Genomic DNA, 3,171 nt, shown 5'->3' on the forward strand with positions numbered 1-3,171 from the left:
TGACCGTATTTGGCTATCGGATAAATCAGTGAAGCATTCTTTCTGGTATTAAATAATTGCAGTTAAAGTCATTCAATAAAACACTTATTTATCTGCAAATGATTTTTTATTTTGAGGGCGGAAAGAGGTTATTTGTTCACTGAATGGGAGAACAGAGAATTGCCCGAATACCAAAAGAAAAGCCAGCTCAAGGGAGATTGAGCTGGCCAAGGAGGTGGTTCCTGGTATAGTCCGGTGCTTTATTTTGCATTCGAAGTAAATTGCGAATGCATATTAACCAACCACCCTAAAAATAGATGTGATCGAATTCTTGTTTTCGAAGAATTCCTTATTTTGAATGCGGATTCCGGGTGTCGGTTTCTTCCAGATTACGCAACAAAATAGCGAATTCCAGGCTGACATCTTCCGGCAACGCGACATATACGAAGTGGCCATTACCCGGCGCCACGTCGGTCGGCTGACCTTTTTTGTTGCGCAGCGCTTCCAGTGTGAACTGAACGTTACCCTGCGGCGTCATCATTTCCACACTGTCGCCGACGCTGAACTTATTTTTCACGTCGATTTCTGCCCAACCATCCTTACGGTTACCGGTGAATTCACCGACAAACTGCTGGCGGTCGCTGACGGAGAAACCGTATTCGTAGTTCTGTTGTGCGTCATGCGTATGACGGCGCAGGAAACCTTCGGTGTAACCGCGATGCGCCAGGCCTTCCAGCGTTGAAAGCAGAGTCGGGTCAAAAGGTTTTCCGGCGACTGCATCGTCAATGGCGCGGCGATAAACCTGTGCGGTGCGGGCGCAATAGTAGAAGGATTTGGTACGGCCTTCGATTTTAAGCGAGTGCACACCCATTTTGGTCAGGGTTTCCACGTGCTGTATCGCCCGCAGATCCTTGGAATTCATAATATAAGTGCCGTGTTCGTCTTCAAACGCACTCATATATTCGCCCGGACGCATCGCTTCTTCCAGCATAAAGACTCTATCCGTCGGCTGGCCGATGCCTAATGTCGGTTCGGCGGCTTCAACCTGTTGAACGGGGATTGGCTCGTACTGATGCACGATATTGCCGATGGCGTCTTCTTTGCCTTCCTGAACCTTATATTCCCAACGACAGGCGTTGGTGCAGGTTCCCTGATTGGGATCGCGTTTATTGATGTAACCGGAAAGCAGGCAGCGGCCTGAATACGCCATGCACAGTGCGCCGTGCACGAAGATTTCGATTTCCATGTCCGGCACCTGGGCGCGGATTTCAGCGATCTCTTCCAGCGACAATTCGCGGGATAAAATCACCCGCGTCAGCCCCATTTGTTTCCAGAATTTTACTGTCGCCCAGTTAACGGCGTTGGCCTGCACCGACAGGTGAATATCCATCTGCGGAAACGCTTCCCGCACCATCATGATAAGGCCAGGATCGGACATAATCAGGGCATCCGGCCCCATATCGATGACCGGCTGTAAATCACGGATAAAGGTTTTCAGCTTGGCGTTATGGGGGGCGATATTCACTACCACATAGAATTTTTTACCCAGAGCATGGGCTTCGTTGATGCCGGTCTCCAGATTCTGGTGGTTAAATTCGTTATTACGTACGCGCAGGCTGTAGCGCGGCTGACCGGCATAAACTGCATCGGCACCGTAAGCAAAAGCGTAACGCATGTTTTTCAGGGAGCCGGCAGGGGACAGCAGTTCCGGAACAAAAGAATCGCGGGTAAACATAGTCAATCTCAGTCTGATCACAAGTCAGGGCCGTCCCGGATGCGGGGCGACGAAAGGTCGGAATTGTAACGTCTGAGTTGATCAAAAGCAGCCAGTTCGTGTGGGTATTTGAGGTTTTACGGGGGCAGATCAATTTTTGCATCCTGAGGCTACAACAGGGAATGTGGCAGCCTCAGGACAATCAGGTCAGGCGGTTTGCTGGGTAAGATCACGGATATCGGTACTGGTACCGTTTTTCACGACCGACTGAACGCCTTTCTTCGATGCACTTTCCGTTGAGTACATTTCGCTCACGCCGATCACCTGATGATTTTTTGCTTTCAGCACAAAGTAGAACTGGCCGTCTTTCGAGGGTTTGACTTCGTACTGCGCTTCGTCAGGTGCGTTGGTTTGAACCGATGAAATGCCGTTTTCGGCCGAGGCTTTGCTGGCATACATTTCACTGGTGAGGATAATCTCTCCGTTCCCGGCCTTCAGGTTAAAGTGAAACTGTCCATTCTTCGCTTTTTTCAGATCATAGTGACCATTAGCCATAAAGGTAATCTCCATCAGAGGGGTTATTTTCCAGAGATAAGTGTAGTTAAAGGAAACTTTTTCGCGGAGACAGGAGAAATTTAAGGCATGAAATGTGAACTGGCCGACAGACTTTCAGCAACTTTACAAAACTCAATTGCCGGCCAGAAGCGCGTTAAACCAAATGGCAGGGCTCCGCTTCCCAGCGGTAACCGACGCCGTATACCGCGCGGATAAACGCCTTTTCGCCGTCCAGTGATTCGAGTTTGCGACGCAGATTTTTGATGTGGCTGTCGATGGTGCGATCGGTCACAACGCGGTAATCGTCGTAGAGATTATTGAGCAGCACTTCGCGGGTAAAAACGTAACCCGGTTTGACGGACAGGGTTTTCAGCAGGCGGAATTCCGCTGGCGTCAGCTCCAGTTCGTGCCCCTGGAATGTCGCCTGAAAGCGGGCTTCATCAATATGCAGACCGGTTTCTTTTGCCACGTGCTCATCCGGACGTACACAACGGCGCAGGATCACTTTCACGCGCGCGACCACTTCCCGCGGGCTGTACGGCTTGCAAATGTAATCATCGGCACCGATTTCCAGGCCAAGCAGGCGGTCGATCTCTTCGGTTTTGGCGGTCACCATCATGATCGGGACATCAGAGAACTGGCGGATATCGCGGCAAATCGACAGGCCACTGCTGCCCGGCAGCATCAGATCCAGAAGGATCAGCGCCGGTGGCTGATTTTTAACCAGCGTAATCACGTCGTGCCCGTCCGGTAACCATTGGGTGGCATAGCCGGCGGCTTCCAGGTAGTCGATCAGCAACTGGGCGAGTTTAGGTTCATCTTCCACGATCAGAATTTTCAACGGCGCAGGGCCGGACAGTACAGAGTCGTTCATTCAGTGTCTCAGGCCATGTGGAACAGAAAGGGGCAGGACGATGGTAATG

At 50.9% G+C, this 3,171-nt stretch carries 3 protein-coding genes; all 3 read right to left on the reverse strand.

The genetic code is table 11. The features are described from left to right. Positions 1-328: 328 nt before the first annotated feature. Positions 329-1,714: a prephenate-dependent tRNA uridine(34) hydroxylase TrhP gene (gene trhP, locus AC1DUO_RS23820; RefSeq protein ID WP_013574405.1), complete on the reverse strand. Its 1,386-nt coding sequence runs from the start codon at positions 1,712-1,714 to the stop codon at positions 329-331. Positions 1,715-1,900: 186 nt separating this feature from the next. Next, the gene (locus tag AC1DUO_RS23825; protein ID WP_013574406.1) at positions 1,901-2,248 is read right to left on the reverse strand and encodes a YegP family protein; all 348 of its coding nucleotides are present in this window, start codon (positions 2,246-2,248) and stop codon (positions 1,901-1,903) included. 154 nt (positions 2,249-2,402) lie between these two features. Continuing rightward, the gene (gene baeR, locus AC1DUO_RS23830; protein ID WP_037036367.1) at positions 2,403-3,122 is read right to left on the reverse strand and encodes an envelope stress response regulator BaeR; all 720 of its coding nucleotides are present in this window, start codon (positions 3,120-3,122) and stop codon (positions 2,403-2,405) included. Positions 3,123-3,171 lie beyond the last annotated feature (49 nt).

It is taken from the genome of Rahnella sp. P4_A8 (assembly GCF_056402435.1).